Below are 21604 nucleotides of genomic sequence, written 5' to 3'. Positions count from 1 at the left end.
CCCACCGGCGAGCGCGCCGACTGGTGGTGGTACACACCATTCGAACCGAAAACAGCACCGACCAATAACTAGGTGGTCACCGGCGCAACCCGTGCCGCCGGCCATCCCGCGACCCGACGACACATATGCACGATCCGCACTGGCCTGTGCAGTATTTCAGGCGGAGTTGGGGGTGACATCGGTGTGCGCCGGAACAGCGGCATCACCCTATTGACCTGCGTCGCACCGACATTGAACCGTGGGCCACGGTCGACATCAACGATCTGAGCATCCGCGCTAAGTCTCGACGATGCGGTCTAGCGAGTCACCGCTCCGGCATATGCCGCCGCCCATCGCGCCCCAAGTACTTGCAAAGTGGCGCCATCAGCGCCCAAATGGCGCCATGCCCAGCGTGCAGATCAAGGACATCCCGGAGGACACCCATCGCGCGTAACGGGAATCCGCTGCGCGCGTACATCAATCCCTGCAGGAATACCTTCAGAGCCGTCTGATCGCTGATGCGAATCAGCCGACTTTGGAGGAGGTTCTCGTGCGGCGCCGGGTCACCGACGCACTTCCCGCCGCCCTGCCCAGCAGGCGGGGGCTGCCAGCCGCCCGCGGGACGGTGGTTGTGAGGAACGGAGGACACGTCGTCAACCTCACTCGAAGTAATACATCATCGCTTTGTCGAGCAGCCAGCCGAAGTCTTCGGGATCGTCTGGCTGGCCGTCGGCCACTTGGACGGCCGCACCGGGGGGAAGGTCCGGGGACACGCAGTAGTACACGGTCCCGGTGATGGCCACCACCAGCAGGCGCGTCCACGGGATGTCTTGCCCCTCCCAAAGGTCCGAATCGTCCTCCGTAGCGTGCAAGAACCCGGAGAGGGTGCGCAGATACTTCGGCCGGATGGGACCGAATTCCCAGTTCGACGCGGTGAACCCGGCGTGCACCTGCCGGTAGAACACCCGCAACGGCTCGGGGACGCACGCGTAAATCGGCGGCTCGGCGTCTCCGAAAGTGGCCGGGTCCCAGCCGATCCAGCACGTCACGACACGCTCGCCGTAGTCGAAGTGCTCGAACGCGTACACCAGCACCGCCTCGCCGTTTTGATGTCCGACCCGCACGTCGGCCAACCCGGTGCGCAGCTCGTGCGCGAATTGTGGCACCAGGTCCAAAAACTCCCGGTTCCACAACGACAGCGCCGTCAGCCGGCGGGTCTCGGCGTCATCGGACTCAAGGATCGGCCGCCAATGCTCGGGCAGCGGCTCGGCCGGAACAGACCCCGGCGGCGCCAACGTCAGCGGCTCGGCGTACTCCTCGCGGTCCAGGATCCGCACGATCTCGGCTAGCTCGACGCTCATCGGCCCGGCGGGATGGCCGCGATCAGCCGGTTGATGATGTCCTGCAGTTTCTGCTCGGTCTGCTGCTGCAACGTCGCCTGCTCCTCCTGCCAGCGTGGATCGACATTCGTCATCGCGGCCACATCCCTCGAACCCTTCGCCGAGTTCGCGAGAGCTGACATCCACTGCAGGTTCAGCGGCGCGTTGGCCACCATGTACATCTGCTCGGCGGAAAGCCTAAGGAAACCCGGCATCTGGACCACCTTCACGACCGGAACGACATGGTCGACCACAACATTGGATTCGACGGATTCTTGGGCTGGCCCTGGATAGTGTGCCCTGGACGGAACGGGTCCGGGTCACCGATCGCGAACTCGCTCCTGGGTTTACCCTGCAGCGTGGCGTTGCCCACCAAAACGTTCAACTTTCGTTCCCGGACCCAAGAATGGTAACCACGTCAGCGGCGCCCTTCCGTCACCAATCAGTGCAAATGCACCACACGCTCGGACGCGGAGATGTGCGCACTAAGGGTTAATTGCTGATTTGTCAGTAACCTCGTGCTGGTATGCCCGCAGCGTCCACCCGGCATGCGCCAGTTCACCGTTGAAGGTGCCCACGTCACAGCGACACTGTCGTTAAAAGCAAAGGTTTACAACGTATTTAGCGACAATGTCGCTCGAAGGTTGGCACGACGAAATGCTTGGTCAGACCACGCAAGCCGCCGTCACCGACGGAGACGGTATCGAGATTCGCCGCCTCCGCTCTTACCCCTCCGCCGCCACCAACGACCCCAGCTTCACGCCGGGGTTGTCCCGCTGGAAGCCCTCCAACCGCCACGGCGTGGAGAACAGTACGAGCATGACTCCGTCGGTGCGGGTCAGGACTTCCGCTGACACCTGCCTGTCCATGAACTCCGCGTCCTCGGGATCCACGGTCCGCGCCACCTGATACGGCAGCGACTCCAGCGAGATCGGGGCGCTGAGCTCGGTGGCCATCCGGTGCACCGCCACCTCGAACTGCATCGGGCCTACCGCGGCGAGCACCGGCGCTTGGTCGCCGCGACGGTTCGAGCGCAACACCTGAACAACACCCTCCTGCTCCAGCTGCTCGATCCCACGGCGAAACTGCTTGTGCTTACTCGGATCTGCCCCGCGAGCCACCGCGAAATGCTCGGGAGAGAAGCTCGGTATCGGCGGAAACTGCACCGGCACATCGCGATACAAGGTGTCACCCGGGCGCAGTGCGGCGGCGTTGGCCAGCCCGATCACATCCCCCGGCCACGCGGTTTCCAGCGTGGTGCGTTGCTGGCCGAACACCGATTGCGCGTACTTGGTGACGAATGGCTTGCCGGTGGCCGCATGGGTGAGGACATCCCCGCGTTCGAATGTGCCCGAGTACACCCGCGCGTAGGCGATGCGATCGCGATGCGCGGAGTCCATCCCGGCCTGCACCTTGAAAACGAATGCACTGAACGGTGATTCGACACCACGCCGGGCCCCGTCGACGTCAAGTGCCCCGTCGGGCGCCGGCGCGAGTTCGACGAGCACATCGAGAAGCTGATTCACGCCGAAGTTCAACGCCGCCGAGGTGAACAGCACCGGTGTGGCCGCTCCGCCGAGGAACTGCGAGCGGTCGTAGTCGGAGCCGTCCGCCGACAGCAGTTCAGACTCCTCGACGGCGTGATCCCAATCGTCGCCCGCTACTCCATGCGCGTCACCCGCCGCGATGTGCGTTTCGGGGGCCGCAGTCGCGCCGCCCGCCGTGCGGGTGAACTGGATGAAGTGTCCGGTCCTGCGGTCGAGCACACCCTTGAAGTCCCCGGCAATGCCGACCGGCCACGTCAGGGGAGTGGGGCGCAACCCGATCCGTGCATGGATCTCGTCCATCAGTTCCAGGGCGTGGCGGCCCGGCCGGTCCCACTTGTTGATCACCGTGATGATCGGAATCCGGCGATGCTTGCATACCTGGAACAGCTTCAGTGTCTGCGGCTCGAGGCCTTTCGCGGCGTCGATGAGCATCACCGCGGAGTCGACGGCCGTCAGCACCCGGTAGGTGTCTTCGGAGAAGTCGGCGTGGCCCGGGGTATCGAGCAGGTTGATGACGGCTGTGCGGTACGGGAACTGCAGCACCGTCGAGGTGATCGAGATGCCCCTGGCCTTCTCCATATCCATCCAGTCAGACACCGTCGCGCGACGGCCCGCCTTGCCGTGGACCGCGCCGGCCTCGGTGATGACCCGGGCGTGCAGCGCCAGAGCCTCGGTCAACGTGGACTTGCCGGCGTCGGGATGGCTGATCACGGCGAAGGTTCTGCGGCGGTCCGCCTCAGCGGCGATACGGCCAGGTGGCGAGGTGTCGGCGGTCGGCGCAGTAGCCAGGGCATTGTCGGTCATAGCGCCAGCAATGGTATTGGCCCGCTAGTGCAAACCAGTAATCGTGGGTCGCTACAACGCGTCAAACACGGACGTGTGAGTCTCAGGCCATTCCACGGCTGTCGACGTAGACCGGAAGAAACAGCTCTGCTAGCAGCAAACAGGCAAAGAACCATCCTGCGGGCGTACGAACGTGAAGCGTGCCAGCCGAAAAGACAATCGGATTGCCGCGGCGAGCATGCATCCTCGCATCGGTGTACACCCACGCGGCCGCTGCGAACACAGCGCCCAGCACGATGACCACCGCCAGCGCGGCCGCCGTGGCGCCGCCCAATGGATGCGGCATAGGCAAACTCCTTTTCAAAGCTGACTGCTGCCTATCCGATCCGCCGAATCGTTCGAGCTTGCCGAGTAGGTCGCAGCGAAACTACATTCCCTCACAGGGCTACGCAATTCCGGTTCGGTGGGGGCCGGCGCAGAGCTCGGGCTAGAACAGCGCCAGCTGTCGCGTGTTCTCGTCACCGAACTTCTGCGGCACCGGCCGCTGGCGCACCTGCACCGGCCACCAGAACCAACGTCCAAGCAACGCGGCGATCGACGGCGTCATGAACGACCGCACGATCAGCGTGTCGAACAGCAGACCCAGCGCGATCGTCGTTCCGATCTGGCCGAGCACCGTCAGGTCGCTGAAGATGAACGACGCCATGGTGAACGCGAAGACCAAGCCCGCCGCCGTCACCACCGAGCCGCTACCTGCCATCGACCGGATGATGCCCGTGTTGATCCCGGCGTGGATCTCCTCCTTGAACCGGGACACCAACAGCAGGTTGTAATCCGACCCCACCGCCAACAGCAGGATCACCGCCAAAGGCAATATCACCCAATACAAGTCGATGCCCAGCAGGTGCTGCCACACCAACACCGACAGCCCGAACGACGCACCCAACGACAACGCCACCGTGCCCACAATGACCAGCGCCGCGACCAGACTCCGCGTGATGAACATCATGATCAGCAGGATCAGGCTCAGCGCCGCGATCCCGGCGATGATCAGGTCGTAGTGCGCCATGTCCGCGATGTCCTTGTAGGTGGCCGCCGTACCGCCGATGTAGATCTTCGACCCCGCCAACGGCGTGCCCTTGACCGCCTCCTGCGCCGAGTGCCTGATCGCATCGATATGCGAAATGCCCTCGGGCGTAGCCGGATCCACGTCATGCGTGATGATCATCCGCGCGGCCTTGCCGTCCGGCGACAGGAACAGCTTCAACCCGCGCTGGAACTCCGGGTTGGTGAACGCCTCCGGCGGTAGGTAGAACGAGTCGTCGGTCTTCGACGCGTTGTACGCCTGGCCCAGCGCGGTAGCGTTCTCCAGCGCCGACGCGGTCTGATCGTAGATTCCCGCCGTGGTGGCGTGGTTCGTCATCGTCAGATCGCGGTTGGTCTCCTGACTCGCGATCTGTGGCGGGATCAGTGCAAGCAGTTTCGGCTGCAGCTCATCGAGTTTGGCGATGCTCCCCGAGACGTTGGCCAACTGGTCGGTCAACTGGTTGATGCCGTCGAGCGCGTCAAAGAGAGATCGCAGCGCCCAGCAGACCGGGATGTTGAAACAGTGTGGCTCCCAATAGAAATAGTTGCGCAGCGGCCGGAAGAAGTCGTCGAAGTTGGCGATTTTGTCGCGCAACTCCTGCGCCACGGCGACAGTCTGCTGGAATGCCACGGTCTGTTCGTGCGTCACCGCGCTGGACTGCTGCTGCAACGCATACTGCTGCCGCAGGATGTTGATCGAGTCGTTGATGACGCCCACTTGCTTGAGCATGTCGGCGGCGCGGCCCTGCTGGTAGGGCAGGTTGTTGATCTGCGCCGCACTGTTCGCACTGATCTGGAACGGGATCGACGTGTTGTCCAGTGGCGTGCCCAGCGGCCGCGTTATCGATTGCACCTGCGCGATGCCGTCGGTGTGGAAGACAGCCTTGGCCACCCGCTCCAACAGGATCATGTCGGTGGGATTCCGTAGATCGTGGTCGGTTTCGATCATCAACAGTTCGGGATTCAGCCGTGCCTTCGAGAAGTGACGCTCGGCGGCGGCGTATCCCACATTGGACGGGGCGCTGGCCGGCATGTACCGGCTGACGTCGTAACTCGTGTTGTAACCGGACAGCGCGGCCAGCCCGACGAAGGCGAGCGCCAGTGTGGCGATCAAGATCGGCCCCGGCCACCGAACGATCGCCGTCCCGATCCGCCGCCAGCCCCGCTTGGCCGTCTTGCGCTTGGGCTCCAGCAGTCCGAAGCGGCTGCCGATCACCAGCACGGCCGGCGCCAGCGTCAACGAGGCGGCCAGCGCGACCAACACACCGATCGCGGACGGAATCCCGAGGCTCTGGAAGTACGGCAGGCGGGTGAAGTAGAGGCAGGCCACGGCTCCGGCGATGGTCAGCCCGGAACCCAGAATCACGTGCGACGTCCCGCGATACATGTCGTAGAAGGCGGTCTCGCGGTCGTCGCCCTCGTTGCGTCTCTCGTGATAGCGGCCGAGCACGAAGATCATGTAGTCGGTGCCGGCGGCGATGACCAACAGCGTGAGGATGTTCGTCGAATACGTCGACAGGCCGATGAGCCCGGCGTCCGCCAGGAACGACACGATGCCGCGCGCGGCTGCCATCTCGATGAGCACCGTGATGAGCGCCAGGACCATGGTGACCGGCGAGCGGTAGACCAGGAGCAACATCACCGCGATCACCCCGACGGTCAACAGCGTGACCAACACCGTGCCCTCGTTGCCCACCTCGAACTGATCGGCGATCTGGGCTGCCGAGCCGGCGACGTATGCGTGGATGCCCGGTGGCGCCGGCGTCTTGGCGATGATGTCGCGCAACGCGTCGACCGACTCCAGCGACAACTCCTCGCCCTGGTTGCCTGCCAGGAACACCTGGACGTACGCGGCCTTCCCGTCCGGGCTCTGCGAGCCCGCGGCGGTGAGCGGATCGCCCCAGAAGTCCTGCACGTGCTGGACGTGTTTGGTGTCCTCGTTGAACCGCTTGACCAACTCGTCGTAGTAGGCATGCGCGTCCGCGCCGAGGGGCTGGTCGCCCTCGAGCACCACCATCGCGGCACTGTCGGAGTCGAACTCGTTGAACACCTTGCCGATGCGCTGAAACGCCTGCAGCGAAGGCGAATCGGGGGAGCTCAGCGCGACGTTGTGTTCTTCACCGACCGCCTCGAGCTGCGGCACCAGCACGTTCGACAACGCCGCAACGGCCACCCAGAACAACACGATCGGCACGCAGAGCCGGCGAATCCATTTGGCGACCCGGTCCGTCGTCGTCAGGCGTTCCGCGAGGTGGGTGCTCATCCGGACTTGTCCAAGCAGTAGGTGTAGGCGTTCAACGTGTTGACCGTTCTTTCGTCCTTGACGACGTCGTCGATTTTGATCCGGCAGCCGATCGAGTCACTGTCGCCCTGGGCGGAGATGTTGACAAAGACGGTCGGCTGAGTGGTGGTCGTGTCGTAGGTCCACGGCAGCGTCGCGCCGTCAACCCGCTGCGGTTGGGCGTTCACGTCCACATAGGTAATGGTCGCGACGGTGCCCGGGGGGCCGAACACCTCCATGACGACGTGCTTCGGGTTGAACGGGACGATGTCATTGGCGGCGTTGTTGGGGGTGGACGTGACGTCGTGCGATCCGAACATGCCGTTCAGCCGGTACACCGCGAACCCCGCCACCGCGAGGACGAGCACAGCCACCAGAAGCATCCACTGTCGCAACAATCGGCTTCCGATTGAAAACCGCTGCATCCGTGGCCTTTCGACGAGCGGTGACACTTTGCGGACGGTACACACCTCGTCCGCAGATATCAACTAGGTTGACAATACGATAGGAGTCTGCGCACGACAACCCGTACCCCGGCTATCCGTCGAGCATCGCAACACCGTCGCGCCACGCGTTGACCACGTCCTCGACGCTCTGGCGCACTTGTGCTCGGGCCGACTCGCGGTCGACACCCGACATGAGCAGGGTGTCGTAGTCGGTGTCGACATGACGGACGGAGGCGACGACGGCGAGGCGAACGGCGTCGGGGTCCAACGACCGGCCGGCGGCGCTTCGTCCGACACGGCCGCTGCTGCGTGCCGCGGCGTGCAACGCGATCGCGTCGGCGCGGTCGACGGGGCAACCGGGGAACTGCTCACGGATCGCGTCGGCGAACTCACCGCGGAAGCGCACGCCCTCATCGGCCCGACGACTCTGCTCGCGTTCTCGGCGGCGAGTGCGCAGGTCGGCGTCGGAGAGGCATTCTCGCGCGGCCTGTTCGATCGCGGCGGCCTGCGCCAAAATGCCTTGGCGCTCATAGCGATTGCGTTGCATGTTCCATCGCACCACGACGGCGAACAGTCGGCTGGCTTTCGTCGCACGCCGGGTCAGTGCGGCGTCGCCGGACGGCAGAAACTCGAGGTAGCTGAGGTCGGCGCAATCCAGACATATCCCACCTACCTTCGCCTTGAGAAGGAAGTCGCCGGTGTCGCCGCAGGATGCGCACGTCGACGCGTTGGGGGCGGACATCACGCGGGCCCCGCGGGGAAGGCGTGGGCGCTCGACGTCGGAAACGTCGGGGCCACTCGTCTTTTCAAGGCGTGCCATAACAACTCGACCGTACTTCTGCGGTGTGACAACTAGTCGACGTCGATATCCCAGTTGACGGTGAAGCTCTGATGCAGGACGAGGTCGGTCAGCACGTCGATCCGCTCACCCAGGGGCGACGACTCGACATCGAATCCGTCATCGCCGAAGAACGCGTAGTTAAGCGACGACTCGGGGGTGGTGCGTGACCGATAGACGATCGCATCGATATCCGGCCACCAGCGTCGGACCGCGTCGGCCAGTCTCTGGCAGGTGGCCCAGACGTCGGGATGCTGCCCGGTGCTGATTTGGTCGTCGACCCGGAGGACGTCGAGGTTCTTCTCGGTGCGCAGGTCGAGCACGCGCAGGTTGCGGGCGGCGACGAGCCGGACAAGGTGGTGAGTCCGGTGGTCGCCGGGAATGACGAGGCCCGTCGGCCGGTAACGCTCGCGGAAGGCGCCGACGAGTGTGGCTCCGGCGTAGCGGGTGCGGGAGGCGCCCGATTGCGGATCGAAGCGGTAGCGGGGTTCGGGAAAGCCGGCCCAGTCCCACGCGGTGGGCGGGGTCGCATCGACGCGCCAGATCTGGCTGCCGGCCGGGATCGAGCGACGGCGTAGGCCGACGGGCTTGTCCTCGCCGAACGGGGCAAGGTAGCCGGCGGGAAGCTCAGGCACCGAGGGAGGTCAGCATCCGCCACGCGAGTTCGGTGGTCTTGGGTTTGCGCAGCGCCTCCGCGATCGAGGTACGGCCGAGCTCATCGTGTTTGAGGCGCATGATCCGGTCGGCGGCCAGGGGATCGGAGGTGAAGCGTGCGAGCAGCTCGAGTATCCGCGGTAGGTCTGGGCGCAGCCGACCGGCATCGAATTGCCAAGCAGGAAACCAGGTTTGGTTACCGACGGCACTGCCAATCAGCTTGCCGCGGCTACGAAGCCGATGAACCGCTTGAGGTGTGCGCATCTTGAGGAGCGCCTGCACCTGTGGCGTCCGTATCGAACCTTCGATGAAGTCGTCGACGAGCGCGGCGCGGCGCTGATCGCTGAGCTTGCGCGCTGCGGTCCGCTCCAGGGTTCCCTGTGGAGTGGTCGGGGCGGTGAGCAACGCATCGAGGACCTTCGCGAATCGCGTGTCCTTCTGCGCGCGCACTGCCACCTGTTGAGCGAGCGGGGCGACGGCGGCGGTCATGCTTGAAGCTTACGCCCGGCCCGGTAATTGAAACAATCGAAACAGGCCCGAAGTTATCCACAGCCGATAGCCCCGCCGCGCAATCCATTCCTCGACTTGTCGGACGCCCGACCGACACTCGCCCCAACGACGCGCGAGCCGAGACCGCGTCATCGGAGATGGGGGAGAACGGTGCCCAGCTCTACGACGACCGGGGCCTGCCATCGTGATCGTCGATACGTCGGCAGTCATCGCGATTCTCGTTGCGGAAGACGACGCGGCGATCTACGCCCACGCGATCGCCGAAGCCAGCGTGCGACGACTGTCGGCTGCCAGCTATCTCGAGTGCGGGATAGTTCTGGACAACCTGCGAGATCCAGTCGTGAGCAGAAGTATCGACGAGCTCCTTGCGGAAGCGGAGTTCGTGATCGAGCCGGTGACCGAGCAGCAGGCGCGGCTGGCCGGCCAGGCCTACGCAGACTTCGGGAAGGGAAGCGGTCACCGTGCCGGTTTGAACTTCGGCGATTGTCTTGCCTACGCACTGGCGCTCGACACCCGCGAGCCGTTGTTATGGAAAGGCGACGGTTTCGGGCATACGGGTATCGCGGCAGCCCTCGATCGGTAGGTGCTCCACGTTCAAGCCTTCGATATCCGTTGCGCGACTTCACCATATCGTTCAGGATCGGCAAGGGCGTTGTAGAGCACGATGCGGGTTGCGGCGTTGCCGTATTTGCCGATCAGCGCGTCGGCCAATCCGTCCCACGTCGACTCCGTCGCGAACGTCTCGATGTGGTCGTCCGTGATCTGCGCCGCCATCCCCTTGAAGTCGCCGGCCTTCTGCTTTTCCCGGATCCGTGCGGTCGTCCCTTCGAACCCGGCCTCGTCCCAAATGAACGCGTAGTTCGGCGTGCTTCCGTAGAAGCTCATGCTCGCCCGCACCAGCTCCCGCTCGCTATGCCGTTCTTCGTCGCTGTCGCCGACGATCGTCATCACCGGCACGATCACCGCGATATCCGACACCGACCGTCCCGACTTCTTCGCTCCCTCAGCAACATTCGGCATTACGTGCCGCGCAAGATACCCCGGCTCGCCGAGCGGATGCACATGCACACCATCGGCCACCTCGCCTGCCATCCGCAGCATCCATGGATTCACCGCCGCCACATCGACTTTCGGATCCGGCGCATCAATCGGTCCCGCACTCCACTGCGGAGTGATGAAGTCGAGGTCGTAGAACTCGCCGTGATGATCGAGCGTTCCAGTCCGGAACGCCGCGAAACACGCCTTCACCGCGAGCACGTAGTCGCGCAGCCGCGGACCTGGACGCTCGAACGCCATGCCGTAGCGCCGCACCACATGCGTGCGCACCTGCGTGCCCAGGCCGAGACGAAACTTCCCGCCGGTCGCCTCTTGCAGTTCCCACGCCGTCGCCGCCGTGACGAACGGGCTCCGCGGAAACGCCACCGCGACGCCGGTCAACAGTTCGAGGCCCGGCGCGGCCTGCGATGCCACGGCGGCGTTGAGGTACGCGGTCCGGCCCGTCTCCGTGAACAGGAGACCGTCGAAGCCTGCGGCGTGCGTCCGCCGGGAGAGCTCGCCGACCTGGCCCAACGGCTGCGGAGTCGTCATCACGTCGACCTGCACGGGGGAACAGTACGTCGGGTACCTGCCTGCCGTGGCGCTGGTGCCAAAACAGATGGCGAGCTGCTCGTCGCGTTACTGGCGACCGATCACGGTGTGCAGGAGACGGAGGATCTCTTGTTGGCCGGCGGCGGCAGCATCGAGCCTTCCGCGTATCTCGGTGGATGATCGATCTACAGTGGTGAAGCCGTTATTGACGTGAGTCCGCAAGTCAACTAGATCCTTATGCAAGGCGTTGAAGCTGGACACCGTCGCCTGGCGGAAGTCGCGCATCTCGCGTCGAAACTCGGTGACGTCGCGGTCGGCACCGCCGGCCAGCACCCGGGCGGCGGCCGCATCCCGCTCGCTCGCCTGTACCCGCTGCCGGCTGGCTGCCACCTGGTCGGCGAGTTCGCGAACCCGTGATTCAAGCGCCGCCACGCGCGCCTCGAGGTTGTCGGGCTCCGCCATAAATTCGGAGCTTACCGGCTGTTAGGTGTTGAGACCCGCGGCAGTACTACGCCACCGACCTGCTGCTATCGCCAGATTGTGCGGACCCCGACGACACTGGGCTCAATCAACGCGAGGGCCGAGACCGCATCCGCATTGCTGCTCGGTGTCTCCCGTCAACCTGTCGGTCAGCTCGCTTAGCGACCGGACTTCCCGCGTCCATTGCGCAAAGCGGTGCCGGCCCACGCCGCACAATCATCGTGCGGCGGTTTGTCGCTGAAAAGTCGCTCTGAGCCGGGCACTTCGCATATCGAACCGCCAGCCGTGACTGGTGTTGCAGACGTGACGCGACGCCACCGGCCCCCGCTTACTACGCCCTCGAGATCGCCGCGAGCCATGCGAAGAACTCGTCCGCCGAGAACACCGGCTTCCCGTACTCCTGCGCCTTGCGCGCCTTCCCGGACTGAGTCCCCGCCTCCGCCGTCACCAACACCTCGCACCGTGTCTTGGTCACCGACTTGACCGGCACCAGACCGGCTTTCTGCGCCAGTCGCTCCATCTCGTCCCGCTCGACGATCCGCCCGGCCGCATCTTGCGCCGTCCCCGTGAAGCAGATTCGTGCGCCGGGAACCAGCGCCGCATCGACATCATGACGTTCCAATACGCAAGCGCCAGAGAGTATCTCGACGCCAAGAAACGCCTCGGCCTCCTGCAGCCGCTTCACCGCCACATCGGTCAGCGTTGCCCGCGACGCCGCCGCACATAACTGATCGGCCACCGACTGCCGCGCCGCCGCGATCCAGGGCGACTCGGAAGCACGTACTTCCGAAGCCGACGTCCCTTGCAACACAATCGCACTGACATCGCGGCTCACCCGCAGTAGCGCCGACAGACCCGGCAGATGATCCGCCGTCGGCGTCGGTACATCACCATCGCGGCTGACCAGCAAACCCGACACCGAATCCTCCGATTCCGGTTCCTCGAACGGTGACGCTCCGCCATCGTCGACCCCAGAACGGGCATGCGCCTCCAACGCCGCCCGCGCCCGAGCCGCCGCCGACGGAGCAGTAGAACGCCCAGAAACATTTAGCCCCAGCGGCATTGCTGTCACAAAGCCCAGTCGCTTCAGCTCGAAGTCGATCAGCCCCAGCGTCTCGTCGATCCCGAACCCGACCGGTGTGTACCCCGCCAGCATCGGCGCGATCACCGCCCACGCCTCCCGCAGCGTCGGCGCCAACAGCACGTCGGACACCGTGATCCCGTACGCGGTACGGGCATCCGCCAAATCGCGCTGCGGATTGACCACCGTCGACACCGCCGTCCCGTCGTCGAAGGCCACCGCCAACTCCACCGGCCGCGGCCGCGACATCCGCCCTTCCTCGCCGACCGTCAGGATTCCAACGGCGCAATACCGTCGCACCCGATCATCGCGCACCGCGCCGCGTAGGAACCGCGCGATCCGGCGGTCAACCTTCAGATCCTTCGGCAGCACAGGCCGTTTCAGCACCAGACCGCGCATCGACGTGCACCGGCTCAGCGCCACGTAGAGCTGACCGGTCGAGAACATTCCGCCCGTGAGGTCCACGATCAGCCGGTCCAGCGTCTGCCCCTGGCTCTTGTGGATGGTGATTGCCCACGCCAGCTTGAACGGCAGCTGTGTGTACGAGCCAATGACCTCCCGGCTCAGCGAACCGCCCGCCACCACCGGCCGCGTCGCCTCCCACGTATAGGGCGTCACCTCCGCACACGAGCCATCGGGAAACTCGACCTCGACTACGGCCCCATAGCGGTCGTAGTCGACGCCGATCACCCGGCCGATGGTGCCGTTGACCCAGCGGCTGCCCTGATCGTTGTTCAGCATCATCACCTGCGCGCCGACCTTGAACCGCAGCGTCTCCTCGACCGGTGGATCGAACAACGACAGGTCACCCGATACCCGCGCGTGGTGAATCAACTCGTCGCCAGGTAGCCGCTCCAGGTGCTGACGATTGCGCGCGGTCACCAGCCGGTTCGTCGGCGCCAGCGTCAGCCAGAACTCGTCGTCAGGCGGCACGAATTCGGGATCCGTGCGCGCGTTGAGCTGCTCGCGAGCGTGGCCTAGTAGCACTCCCTCGCGAATTTCGTTGAGAATAGCGGTCATTCGGTCGTCGCCGAGCTGCCGGAACACCGTCGTCAATGCGACGGTGGGGAAGTCGTCACGCCGGAAACTGCTCGCGGAGAAGAAGTACGGCGTCTCATACGTCGTCGAGAAGTAGCCGGCCTCGCCTTCGGAGACCACCGGGGGCAGCTGGTACAGATCGCCGACAAGCACGATCTGGACACCACCGAACGGCTCGCCAGGAGAGGGCCCGAACCGCTCCAGCGCCGCGGCCAGCATGTCGAACACGTCGGCCCGCACCATCGACGCCTCATCGATGATCAAGGTGTCCAGCGATGCCAGCGTCTTCGTGAACCGGCCCGGCCGGTAGCCGCCGTTGCGTACGTCGTGCAGCGTCGTCGTCGTGCGGAACCCGAACAGCCGGTGAATCGTGTACCCGTCGACGTTGAGCGCCGCGATGCCGGTCGGCGCGACCACCACGACATTGCGGCCGGTCTCGGCCATGAAGCGGCGGATCAGCGTCGACTTGCCGGTCCCCGCCTTGCCCGTCAGGAACAGGTGCTCGCCCTCGGCCAGCAACGCCAGCGCGTGCTGGAACTCCTCGGTGAGGATGATCTCCCGTGGGGCGGGAGCGCCCTGTGCAGATCCCACCGGACAAACGTAGCCGCGCCCGGGGACCTCGAGGCGCACCGTCGATGGATGCTCCGTCCCCTGCGGCAAGTGCGACGGGTTTGCGGTTTGCGTTTTCAACGCCGGTTCAGCGGGTACCGATTTCGGTGTAACACCAGGCCGAACGAGGGGAGTCACTGTGATCATCCAGAAATTTGCGGGAGCGATAGCGGCCGCGGCGATCGCGTTGAGCGTCGGTGCCGTCGCGCCGGCATCGGCGGCTGACAACATCAAGCCATTCGGTCAGCAGGAGACGCTGCTCGATCCCGCGACCGGTGCTCCGATGATCACGTACACGGTGATGGGGCTGAATCCGAGCTCCGACCCCGTCCCCCGCAGCGGACAGTTGTACGAAGCAATCGTGAACGTCGACTCGGGCGGGGCCATCCCCATGGTTTCGATGTTCAACGCCCGCGCCGAAAACGGGGCCAACTACCGCGTCATCGGCGGCACCGCGCCCGGCAAGCTCTACTTCGATGTCGTGGGCCCCGTGCCCAACAGCGTCGTCTACAACGACGGCGTTCGCGACATTCTCGCTTGGATCCCCGGTGAACCCCAGGAGGGAACACGCCCCTAGCGGCAGGAACTAGCCGACGTTGATGAACGGGCTCATCACGTCTCGCACGAACTGCGTGACGTTCGTACCCGGGTCTCCGTCGGGAAAGCTCACGGTCGCAAGAACATTGCCGCCGGCGTCGACGAAGTTGGTATCCGCGCGCCCTTGATGCGTCGAGGACGTCACCACGATGATCCCCGACGTCTTGGCCTTCTTCGCCAGCGGCACGGAGAAGCGTGCATTCTGCACGGTGCTGTTTGCCTTGTCCTCGACGACGATCCGGTTGTCGGGAAAGCCCATCAGCAGCAGCATCTTGCGCATCTCGCCGGCTTCGGTGTTGCCGTTCTTCGGGTTGCCGCCGGTCACGATGATCGGCGATTGCGGGAAGAACTGAGCGACGGCCAGGCCTGCCAGCACCCGGGTATGCAGAATCCAGCGCGGGCTGCCGTCGTTATTGAGGCCGTACCCCAGAATGACGATCGCCGGTTTGGAGAAGTCCTTCGCCGCAGCCGGAGGCTCGGCCTGCGACACCGCGGGTGAGAGTCCGCCGAGCGTCGCGGCCACGCTGACGACGACCGCTCCGACTGCAGCCTTCCAACGGCGTCGCACACAGCCTCCACAACTACTGGGACGAATGATGTTGATGTTGCTGCCGGGGTTATCGTGCCATTCGCCGATGGCGTTACGCATGCGATCAATGAGAACTATCTGGAGCCCTTGTTGATGCCGGTCGTGCGGAATCGACTTCGGTACATGCTGGGAGAGATGGCGAGGTTGCGCCGGAACGTGCGTCGCATGGTGTCCGCGGACCCGAAGCCGGCCCGGCGTGCGACGGCCTCCTGACTGTGATCCCCGGCCGCGAGGAGGACCTTGGCCGCCTCCAGTCGTGCTTGCTCGACGAACCGGGCCGGCGTCATTCCGACCTGCATCCGGAACATGCGCACCAGATGCCGCTCGCTTACCGCCGCACGAGTTGCCATGGCAGCGATCGAATGGTCGGCCCCGGGATCGCACACAACGGAGTCCAGGATCTCGCGCAGACCACTCGTGACCGGGAGTGCCGATTCGGTCCAGACACTGAACTGCGCTTGCCCACCCGGGCGTTGGAGGAAAACGACCATCCAGCGCGCCACGCGCCGGGCCACGTCTGGGCCGTAGTCGGCTTCCACGAGAGCAAGCGCCAAGTCGGTGCCGGCGCTGATTCCCGCGCCGGTGATGAATCGGCCGTCCTGTACGAACAGCGAGTCAGGGTCGACCGCCACCTTGGGATAGGTGCGAGCCAGCTCCTGGCAATGTGCCCAATGCGTGGTCGCACGACGGCCGTCGAGCAGTCCGAGTGCTGCGAGCACGAACGCGCCGGTGCACACCGAGGCCACTCTGCGAGCCCGCGGTGCCAGTTCGCGCACCATCGTCAAAGCCGGTTCGACGACATCCGGTGTCTGCTCCTCGGGGATGTCGTGTTCGCCCGGGGTGAAGTTGAAGTCGGCGGGCACTCCGCCGGGCACGACCAGAGTGTCGATCCGTTCGGGTACCTCGGCGAGTGACACGTCGACGTTGAGGGTTACGAACGCCGTCGTCGCGACCGCCTCACCGGTGGGCGAGGCCAGCAGCACCTCGTACCGTGCACCGAAGTCGTTGGCCCGGGCGAAGATCTCGAGGGGCGCAGCCACGTCCTGCAACGTCACCTTGTTGTACAGCGCGAACACGACCGTTCTGGGTGGCTTCGCTCCGCTGGCTCCTACTGCCACGTGTTCTTGCTGCCTTTCGTGACACCCATCAAGTACGCGACTCGATTTGGTTCTGACTATTGTCGATCTTCGGTACAACTGCGGTAAGTGGTTTCGGACATCTCCGCAACTGCATCCGAGCGCTCGATCCATGCTCGCACCCGTCGTGGCATCCCGCCGCCCCTCGTCCGCGTCCGAGAATCGGAGACCGTAGGCACCCAGTGGTCGCTCTGGTGAGGCAACGTAGATTCCTGAAATATATTGTCGGGGAGGCTAGTTGAGTGCGACACGGTCCACCGCCGCCAACCGAACCCCTCACGTCGAAGTCCGGAACTGCGTGGTTTCTGTCCGGTCTTGACGGCACGAGAAATCAGGGCGTAACGCCAGCGAAACCTGGCGGCGCGACTCTTGCTTCACGGCGGTGACTGTTTCGGAGCCATCGCGAAAACCGTTGCAGTACTGACCAACTCTCTACTCGTCCGATCATAGAGGTGGGCTCCATGGATTCACGAACAGCCCTGACGCTGAGCATCGGCGTCCTTGGCGGGCTGGCGGTCGCCTTGACCGCAACACTCATAACAGTGCCCATCTGGGTGGTGTTCTTGGCATGGGCGTCGTTCTTCTTCGTCGGTGGCGGCATCGCCGGTTGGGTTCGCTCTGTGGCGTCGAACCTCGTCGGCGTGGTCATTGCCTCAGCCAGCGTCTACGCGGCCTATTTGATGGGCGGCAGTCTCCTGGTAACCGCTATCGCCGTGGGCGTCGGCAGCGCGGTGATGGTGCAAGCGTCGTGGGTGCCGCTGCTGTCCACCACACCCGCCGTCGTCGTCGGATTCGCCTCGACGGTGTCGACGGTGGCAGGAACAGGCAACGAGATCACGGTGACGACCATTTCCCACCCCGGTCTGGTCGCAGCGGTGGCCTGTGTCCTCGGTGCGTCATTCGGATTGCTCTCCGAATACGCGGCCACCGCGATGACGACAAAACCCGCCGCAGCAAGCGCGGAGACCCCGTCGACGGAAGGAAGCCCGGCCTAATGAAACTGCAGCACTACCTTGGCGGTCTGGAGGGCCTGCCCGAGCCGTTGACCCTCGAAAAGCGCGTTTTCGTCGAGGAGTGGGAGAAGCGCATCTTCGGCATCCACGTCGCAATGATGGGATTGTCCAACCACCTCGGGTCCGCACTGCCGGCCTACCCCATCGACGAGGTGCCGACGACGTTCAAAGACGAATGGACATGGGCCGACCTGCGCACCGGCGCCGAGGCGATGAATCCGTTCGACTACTTCAAGTTTCGCTACTACGAGAAGTGGCTGGGCGGGATCACCCAGTTCTTCCTCGACAAGGGCTATATCACCGAAGACGAACTCGCCCAACGGATCGCCGATCTCTCATCGGAAGAGGAAGGCGCACCAGCCGAGGCCGTGATCGACGATCAGGTGACCGCCTATCTGCGACTGGGTGACAGCCCCAGGCGCGATGTCGCACACCCGAGGTTCGCGGTTGGCTCGACCGTCCGTATCACCAACGTGCCTGCCGATGCGCATAGCCGGTTGCCGGGCTACCTGCGCGGCCGCATCGGCGCAGTGGAACGGGTTTTCGAGGGTGACTACGCCTACTTCTGCCACACCGGCGATGGCATCGGTGACCCGATGCCGATTTACATCGTGGAGTTCGAGCCGACGCAAATCTGGGGCGCACGCGCCGAGGACGGGCCGCTCTCGTTGTACGCCGAACTTTTCGAGGCCTACCTGGAACCGATCGAGGAGCAGTCATGACCGAACAATTCGCCTACCCGCCGGACCGTGAAGAGGCCAGTGCCAGCAAGGTGGCCGCCCTGGAGTCCCTGCTGATCGAGAAGGGCGTCATCACACCGCTGACCGTCGACAAGGTGCTCTCCTATTTCGAGACCGAGATGACCCCGCTCAACGGCAAGAAGATCGTCGTAAAGGCTTGGACCGATCCCGAATTCGCCGCGAAGGTCGTCGTCGACACCCCCGCGGCCATCGCCGAACTCGACCTGCCGGAGGGCATGGCGGGCGCCGAGGGCGAGCACCTGCAAGCGGTCGCGAATTCTCCCGGCGTGCACAACGTGGTGATCTGTACGCTGTGCTCCTGCTTCCCGTGGCCGGTGCTCGGACTGCCACCGTACTGGTACAAGGATCCGGTCTTCCGATCGCGCGCGGCCCGTGAACCGCGAAAGGTGCTCGCCGAAGTCGGGGTTGATCTGCCCGCGGACACCGAGATCAAGGTGTGGGATTCCAGCGGTCACTCGCGGTGGTTCGTCATTCCCGAAAGACCGGTCGGCACTGAGGATTTCACTGACGAGATGTTGATGGACCTGGTGACCACGGAGTCGATGATCGGTGTCGCGCTGGCAGGAGCGACGTCATGATGCTGCATGAAACCTGCACGACCGACCAGGCCGCGCCGCAATTCGATCACGAATGGCAGCGCAGAGCATTCGGATTGGCGCTCGCGCTGTCCGAATTCGGCCACTACCAATGGAGTGAGTTTCAGCAGAGCCTGATCGCGACGATCGGCGACTGGGAGAGCACGCCCGAATCCGAACGCGGTGAGTGGGAGTACTACGACCACTGGGTGGCCGCGCTCGAGAAGCTCGTCGACCATCACGAACTACTGACCGCTCCACTGCTCACCGACTCCGGTGATCACGCCCTCGCAGTCGCACACGACCACGACCACTAGCCCCAATCGGCCACTACCGAAACGTGAGTAATTCCAGATGAGCAACCTCAACCCCGCCCTCGACCTGCCCCGCGTCAACGTTCGTGCAGCGGCCCTCGTCACCCCGGCTTGGCTGGCGGCGGTGACAATGCTGGCGCTGATCGCCTACTACTTCATCGGCTTCGATCAAGGTGCGGTGTCCGTGTTCGGCTCCGACACCCACATCCACGAGTTCTTGCACGACGCCCGTCACCTTCTTGGATTCCCATGCCACTGAGGACGGAGCTGCCCGCAGCGACTCGATACCTGCTTCCCGGCATCGTCGCCGGCATCGCCTGTTTCGTGTTCAGCCGCTTGATGATTGCGCCGCTGATCGACCGTGCGGTGGAGTATGAAGCCGAGCGCGAGCACGCCGAGAGCCAACTTCTGGGCGGCGGTCACGAACATGGTCAGGAGCTGTTCAGCAGGGCGGTTCAAGAGAATTTCGGCGCCGCAGTCGGCGTTACCGGGTTCAGCATCGTCATGGGTGTCCTGTTCGCGATCATCTATACCGTGGTGCGTGCGGCTCTGGCGCAGCGAGGCCTGCGCCCCGATTCCACCGGTCTGGCCATGTTGGTCGCCGCCGGCATGTTCGTGGCCATCGCGTTGATGCCGGGCCTGAAGTATCCGGCGAATCCGCCCGGAGTCGGGCTGGATGACACGACAGCGGCACGTAGCTCCGCGTTCGTGACCATCACGGTGATCTCAGTTGTGGCCGCGTGCGTGGCGCTGGCAACGGCACTCGCGTTGTCACGCCGGTGGGGCGGCTGGCCGGCCAGTTTTCTCGCCGTCGGTGGCTACCTCTTCGTGGTGCTTGGGGCGATGGTTCTGCTGCCGAGCTTCCACGAAGCTCCTGGGCCGCTGGCCGGGCCCGGCGGAATTGTGCTCGGCGGCTTCCCGGCTGAGTTGCTGGCGGAGTTCCGGCTCCATTCGCTGACGGCCCAGGCGGTGATGTGGCTGGCCATCGGCACAACGTTCGGGTGCCTTGTGGCTAGCGACCGACGGCTGAGCCGTGAGTTGGTGAGCTCATAGGAGACGCATAGCGCGTTCATAGGTCCGCCGGGCACCGTGGAGTCATGCACGATCGACACGAACACGAACACGACCTCGGCCTGGCCCACGACCTGAAGGTGCTTTCGCGGCGCCGGATGTTTCACCTCGCCGGCGCCGCGGGTGTCTCCGCGTTGGTGGCGGCGTGCGCCGGCGGCACGTCCAAGCAGGCAACCGGTTCGACGTCCACCGCCACCACAACGACAGCTGAGGCCGCCGCCTGTGCGATCGCCGCACCGGCCGAGACCGCGGGCCCCTATCCGGGCGACGGGTCGAACGGACCGAACGTCTTGATCGAATCCGGCATCGTCCGCAGCGATATCCGATCCAGCTTTGGCTCGTATTCCGGTGCAGCCGAAGGTGTTCCGACCACGATCGAGCTGACGTTGCAGGACATCACGAAGAACTGCACCGCGGGCGCCGGCATGGCCGTGTACATCTGGCACTGCGACCGCGCCGGCAACTACTCGCTCTACAGCCAAGACGCGGCCGACCAAAACTACCTGCGCGGTGTGCAGGTCGCCGACCAGCAAGGCCGGTTGTCCTTCACCTCGATCTTTCCCGCCTGCTACCCCGGGCGGTGGCCGCATATCCACTTCGAGGTCTTCGATTCGCTCGAAGCCGCCGTCGCCGGCGAGAACGCCCGGCTGACGTCACAGATCGCTCTGCCCGAGCAGGCATGCACGACCGTCTTCGCCCACGACAGCGGATACGCCGACAGCGTGCGGAACATGTCGCAGCTGACGCTGGACTCCGACAACGTGTTCGGTGATGGCTGGGACGCCGAACTCGCGAATGTCGCTGGCGATCCGACCAGCGGCATGACCGTCTCGTTGACCATCGGCGTCGGTGAGAAGTCGACGAGCGCGCCTCCGAATGGCGGCCCGCCACCCGGCGGCCCCCCGCCGCGCTGAGTTGTCGCTCAGTAGGCGGGCAATTAACGACGACGACTTCGGCTGCGGTCAGCGGGCCGAACGAAACCCCACTCGCTTGAGCACCCGGCGGACGAGGCTCGGTGACGCCACCGGCGGCCTGCGCGACACATACGGCCACGGCTGATTTCGCTCCGGCACCGAACTCGCCCGCGCCTGTTTCAACTGCATCCGCAAGTGCTGACGCAGCTCGTGCAGTGCCGGATCCGTCCACCTGTTGGCTGCCTCCGCCGGGTCCGCCGTCAGGTCGTACAGCTCCCACTGGTCGTCGAGCGGCTCACTCCGATACGCCTCGCCGCCGAGCCCGTTCGCCGCCAG

The 21604-nt window shown here is 64.8% G+C and carries 24 protein-coding genes and 1 pseudogene; 9 read left to right on the top strand and 16 right to left on the bottom strand.

Annotated features, from left to right (window positions below; translation table 11 throughout):
- Positions 1–304 precede the first annotated feature (304 nt).
- From VFH65_RS07945 to VFH65_RS07900, 10 genes are all read right to left on the bottom strand, one after another.
- A complete protein-coding gene (locus tag VFH65_RS07945; protein ID WP_353320605.1) occupies positions 305–628 on the bottom strand; it encodes a hypothetical protein in 324 nt (107 codons plus the stop codon).
- A 10-nt stretch (positions 629–638) separates the two neighbouring features.
- Positions 639–1340, bottom strand: coding sequence for a hypothetical protein (locus VFH65_RS07940; protein ID WP_353320604.1), 702 nt, complete (start codon positions 1338–1340; stop codon positions 639–641).
- On the bottom strand, positions 1337–1573 hold the full coding sequence (locus tag VFH65_RS07935) for a hypothetical protein (protein ID WP_353320603.1): 237 nt from the start codon (positions 1571–1573) through the stop codon (positions 1337–1339). The genes VFH65_RS07940 and VFH65_RS07935 overlap by 4 nt, the downstream gene beginning before the upstream one ends.
- 510 nt (positions 1574–2083) lie before the next feature.
- Positions 2084–3709 (bottom strand): peptide chain release factor 3, encoded by a 1626-nt coding sequence (locus VFH65_RS07930; protein WP_353320602.1) that lies wholly within the window; start codon positions 3707–3709, stop codon positions 2084–2086.
- A gap of 82 nt (positions 3710–3791) precedes the next feature.
- Positions 3792–4034: a hypothetical protein gene (locus tag VFH65_RS07925; protein WP_353320601.1), complete on the bottom strand. Its 243-nt coding sequence runs from the start codon at positions 4032–4034 to the stop codon at positions 3792–3794.
- Between the two features lie 141 nt (positions 4035–4175).
- Positions 4176–7037: an RND family transporter gene (locus tag VFH65_RS07920; RefSeq protein WP_353320600.1), complete on the bottom strand. Its 2862-nt coding sequence runs from the start codon at positions 7035–7037 to the stop codon at positions 4176–4178.
- Entirely contained in the window at positions 7034–7480 is a 447-nt protein-coding gene (locus VFH65_RS07915) for an MmpS family transport accessory protein (RefSeq protein ID WP_353320606.1), read from the bottom strand. Before VFH65_RS07915 ends, VFH65_RS07920 begins: the two co-directional genes overlap by 4 nt.
- Positions 7481–7592: 112 nt before the next feature.
- Entirely contained in the window at positions 7593–8321 is a 729-nt protein-coding gene (locus VFH65_RS07910) for a DUF2293 domain-containing protein (protein ID WP_353320599.1), read from the bottom strand.
- A gap of 32 nt (positions 8322–8353) precedes the next feature.
- On the bottom strand, positions 8354–8974 hold the full coding sequence (locus VFH65_RS07905; RefSeq protein WP_353320598.1) for an RES family NAD+ phosphorylase: 621 nt from the start codon (positions 8972–8974) through the stop codon (positions 8354–8356).
- Entirely contained in the window at positions 8967–9482 is a 516-nt protein-coding gene (locus tag VFH65_RS07900) for a hypothetical protein (RefSeq protein ID WP_353320597.1), read from the bottom strand. The genes VFH65_RS07905 and VFH65_RS07900 overlap by 8 nt, the downstream gene beginning before the upstream one ends.
- Positions 9483–9687: 205 nt before the next feature.
- Here VFH65_RS07900 and VFH65_RS07895 point away from each other — a divergent pair, with 205 nt between their 5' ends.
- Positions 9688–10086, top strand: coding sequence for a type II toxin-antitoxin system VapC family toxin (locus VFH65_RS07895; RefSeq protein ID WP_353320596.1), 399 nt, complete (start codon positions 9688–9690; stop codon positions 10084–10086).
- 11 nt (positions 10087–10097) lie between these two features.
- Here the strand turns inward: VFH65_RS07895 and VFH65_RS07890 are convergent, their stop codons facing one another.
- The 3 genes from VFH65_RS07890 to VFH65_RS07880 all read right to left on the bottom strand — a co-directional run bounded on the left by VFH65_RS07890 (position 10098) and on the right by VFH65_RS07880 (position 14280).
- Entirely contained in the window at positions 10098–11105 is a 1008-nt protein-coding gene (locus VFH65_RS07890; protein ID WP_353320595.1) for a TIGR03617 family F420-dependent LLM class oxidoreductase, read from the bottom strand.
- A 72-nt stretch (positions 11106–11177) separates the two neighbouring features.
- Complete coding sequence (locus VFH65_RS07885; protein WP_353320594.1) at positions 11178–11552, bottom strand: hypothetical protein; 375 nt, start codon at positions 11550–11552, stop codon at positions 11178–11180.
- A gap of 349 nt (positions 11553–11901) precedes the next feature.
- Complete coding sequence (locus VFH65_RS07880) at positions 11902–14280, bottom strand: AAA family ATPase (protein ID WP_353320593.1); 2379 nt, start codon at positions 14278–14280, stop codon at positions 11902–11904.
- Positions 14281–14437: 157 nt separating this feature from the next.
- On the opposite strand from VFH65_RS07880, the gene VFH65_RS07875 reads away from it, so the two are divergent.
- A complete protein-coding gene (locus tag VFH65_RS07875) occupies positions 14438–14875 on the top strand; it encodes a DUF1942 domain-containing protein (RefSeq protein ID WP_353320592.1) in 438 nt (145 codons plus the stop codon).
- A 9-nt stretch (positions 14876–14884) separates the two neighbouring features.
- Here VFH65_RS07875 and VFH65_RS07870 read toward each other — a convergent pair whose 3' ends face one another.
- Positions 14885–15463: a YdcF family protein gene (locus VFH65_RS07870; protein ID WP_353320591.1), complete on the bottom strand. Its 579-nt coding sequence runs from the start codon at positions 15461–15463 to the stop codon at positions 14885–14887.
- A 95-nt stretch (positions 15464–15558) separates the two neighbouring features.
- Positions 15559–16602 carry a GlxA family transcriptional regulator gene (locus tag VFH65_RS07865; RefSeq protein ID WP_353320590.1) on the bottom strand — a complete coding sequence of 348 codons (1044 nt, stop codon included), beginning with the start codon at positions 16600–16602 and terminating at the stop codon, positions 15559–15561.
- A gap of 479 nt (positions 16603–17081) precedes the next feature.
- On the opposite strand from VFH65_RS07865, the gene VFH65_RS07860 reads away from it, so the two are divergent.
- The 7 genes from VFH65_RS07860 to VFH65_RS07830 are packed head-to-tail and all read left to right on the top strand — an operon-like array spanning position 17082 to position 21268.
- Positions 17082–17615: a DUF1097 domain-containing protein gene (locus VFH65_RS07860; protein WP_353320589.1), complete on the top strand. Its 534-nt coding sequence runs from the start codon at positions 17082–17084 to the stop codon at positions 17613–17615.
- Positions 17615–18355 (top strand): nitrile hydratase subunit beta, encoded by a 741-nt coding sequence (gene nthB / locus VFH65_RS07855; protein WP_353320588.1) that lies wholly within the window; start codon positions 17615–17617, stop codon positions 18353–18355. Before VFH65_RS07860 ends, nthB begins: the two co-directional genes overlap by 1 nt.
- Positions 18352–18972, top strand: a complete 621-nt coding sequence (gene nthA, locus VFH65_RS07850; protein ID WP_353320587.1) for a nitrile hydratase subunit alpha — start codon at positions 18352–18354, stop codon at positions 18970–18972. The genes nthB and nthA overlap by 4 nt, the downstream gene beginning before the upstream one ends.
- Positions 18969–19286 carry a nitrile hydratase accessory protein gene (locus tag VFH65_RS07845; protein WP_353320586.1) on the top strand — a complete coding sequence of 106 codons (318 nt, stop codon included), beginning with the start codon at positions 18969–18971 and terminating at the stop codon, positions 19284–19286. The genes nthA and VFH65_RS07845 overlap by 4 nt, the downstream gene beginning before the upstream one ends.
- A 37-nt stretch (positions 19287–19323) precedes the next feature.
- Positions 19324–19542, top strand: coding sequence for a CbtB domain-containing protein (locus tag VFH65_RS07840; protein ID WP_353320585.1), 219 nt, complete (start codon positions 19324–19326; stop codon positions 19540–19542).
- Positions 19533–20336, top strand: coding sequence for a CbtA family protein (locus tag VFH65_RS07835; protein WP_353320584.1), 804 nt, complete (start codon positions 19533–19535; stop codon positions 20334–20336). The genes VFH65_RS07840 and VFH65_RS07835 overlap by 10 nt, the downstream gene beginning before the upstream one ends.
- A 44-nt stretch (positions 20337–20380) precedes the next feature.
- Positions 20381–21268: a dioxygenase gene (locus VFH65_RS07830; RefSeq protein WP_353320583.1), complete on the top strand. Its 888-nt coding sequence runs from the start codon at positions 20381–20383 to the stop codon at positions 21266–21268.
- Between the two features lie 48 nt (positions 21269–21316).
- Here VFH65_RS07830 and VFH65_RS07825 read toward each other — a convergent pair.
- Positions 21317–21604, bottom strand: a pseudogene (locus VFH65_RS07825) (hydrolase); the annotation flags it as partial.

Origin of the sequence: Mycobacterium sp., assembly GCF_035697385.1 — a bacterium.
In the GTDB taxonomy this organism is placed as follows: domain Bacteria; phylum Actinomycetota; class Actinomycetes; order Mycobacteriales; family Mycobacteriaceae; genus Mycobacterium.
This window is presented reverse-complemented; position numbering and strand designations above follow the sequence as displayed.

Coding starts and splice junctions, on each gene's coding strand:
- VFH65_RS07900 (WP_353320597.1), bottom strand. CDS start 9,482: ATGACCGCCGCCGTCGCCCCGCTCGCTCAACAGGTGGCAGTGCGCGCG.
- VFH65_RS07845 (WP_353320586.1), top strand. CDS start 18,969: ATGATGCTGCATGAAACCTGCACGACCGACCAGGCCGCGCCGCAATTC.
- nthB (WP_353320588.1), top strand. CDS start 17,615: ATGAAACTGCAGCACTACCTTGGCGGTCTGGAGGGCCTGCCCGAGCCG.
- VFH65_RS07940 (WP_353320604.1), bottom strand. CDS start 1,340: ATGAGCGTCGAGCTAGCCGAGATCGTGCGGATCCTGGACCGCGAGGAG.
- VFH65_RS07935 (WP_353320603.1), bottom strand. CDS start 1,573: ATGCCGGGTTTCCTTAGGCTTTCCGCCGAGCAGATGTACATGGTGGCC.
- VFH65_RS07915 (WP_353320606.1), bottom strand. CDS start 7,480: ATGCAGCGGTTTTCAATCGGAAGCCGATTGTTGCGACAGTGGATGCTT.
- nthA (WP_353320587.1), top strand. CDS start 18,352: ATGACCGAACAATTCGCCTACCCGCCGGACCGTGAAGAGGCCAGTGCC.
- VFH65_RS07925 (WP_353320601.1), bottom strand. CDS start 4,034: ATGCCGCATCCATTGGGCGGCGCCACGGCGGCCGCGCTGGCGGTGGTC.
- VFH65_RS07930 (WP_353320602.1), bottom strand. CDS start 3,709: ATGACCGACAATGCCCTGGCTACTGCGCCGACCGCCGACACCTCGCCA.
- VFH65_RS07835 (WP_353320584.1), top strand. CDS start 19,533: ATGCCACTGAGGACGGAGCTGCCCGCAGCGACTCGATACCTGCTTCCC.
- VFH65_RS07830 (WP_353320583.1), top strand. CDS start 20,381: ATGCACGATCGACACGAACACGAACACGACCTCGGCCTGGCCCACGAC.
- VFH65_RS07860 (WP_353320589.1), top strand. CDS start 17,082: ATGGATTCACGAACAGCCCTGACGCTGAGCATCGGCGTCCTTGGCGGG.
- VFH65_RS07910 (WP_353320599.1), bottom strand. CDS start 8,321: ATGGCACGCCTTGAAAAGACGAGTGGCCCCGACGTTTCCGACGTCGAG.
- VFH65_RS07885 (WP_353320594.1), bottom strand. CDS start 11,552: ATGGCGGAGCCCGACAACCTCGAGGCGCGCGTGGCGGCGCTTGAATCA.
- VFH65_RS07840 (WP_353320585.1), top strand. CDS start 19,324: ATGAGCAACCTCAACCCCGCCCTCGACCTGCCCCGCGTCAACGTTCGT.
- VFH65_RS07920 (WP_353320600.1), bottom strand. CDS start 7,037: ATGAGCACCCACCTCGCGGAACGCCTGACGACGACGGACCGGGTCGCC.